1 protein-coding gene is annotated in these 923 nt (G+C 63.7%); it reads right to left on the bottom strand.

Translation table 11 applies throughout. The features are described 5' to 3' along the window. Positions 1 to 844, bottom strand: an 844-nt coding sequence (gene gndA, locus CQY20_RS33940) for an NADP-dependent phosphogluconate dehydrogenase (protein WP_420093251.1), incomplete at its 3' end; no start/stop codon positions are given. Positions 845 to 923 lie beyond the last annotated feature (79 nt).

A 923-nucleotide genomic window follows, 5' to 3' on the forward strand; every position in this document is an offset into this window, starting at 1 on the left:
CGACTGATCCCGACAGGGCGCGGGCGAAGACGGCTTCGGCGATGCCGGTCACCGGCACGCCCAGATCGAGGGCGGATTTGACCGTCCAGCGACCGGTGCCCTTCTGCTCGGCCTCATCGCGGATCACATCGACCAGCGGCTGGCCGGTCTTGGCGTCGCTTTGCCGCAACACCGCCGCGGTGATCTCGACCAAAAAGCTGTCCAGATCACCCTTGTTCCACTCGTCAAACACCTCGGCGATCTCGACAGCCGACCTGCCCAACCCGTCACGCAGCAACTGATAGGCCTCACCGATGAGCTGCATATCGGAGTACTCGATGCCGTTGTGCACCATCTTCACGAAATGGCCGGCCCCATCCGGCCCGATATGAGTACAGCAGGGCACCCCCTCGACATGGGCGGAGATCTCCTCCAACAACGGCCCCACCGACTCATACGACTCCGCAGGCCCGCCCGGCATGATCGACGGCCCATGCAGCGCACCCTCCTCACCACCGGAGATGCCCGCACCGACAAAATGCAACCCACGCTCGCGCATCGCCTTTTCCCGCCGCATCGTGTCGGTGTAGAGCGCGTTACCGCCATCGATGATGATGTCGCCGTCGTCCATCGCCTCGGCCAGCTCATCGATCACCGCGTCGGTGGCCGCCCCGGCCTTGACCATGATCAACACCTTGCGCGGCCGCTCCAACGCCGCCACAAACTCCGCAACCGTCTCACTGCGCACAAAATCGCCCTCATGGCCGTGCTCGGCCAGCAGCGCATCGGTCTTGGCGATCGAGCGGTTATGCACCGCCACCGTATAGCCATGCCGGGCGAAATTACGGGCGATGTTCGACCCCATCACCGCCAACCCGGTCACACCGATCTGAGCAGAGCCGCTAGTGGATTCAGACGAGCTCACAGACACAGCCTTTCGTTGT

This window comes from Mycolicibacterium agri, from assembly GCF_002553505.1.
Taxonomy (GTDB): domain Bacteria; phylum Actinomycetota; class Actinomycetes; order Mycobacteriales; family Mycobacteriaceae; genus Mycobacterium; species Mycobacterium agri.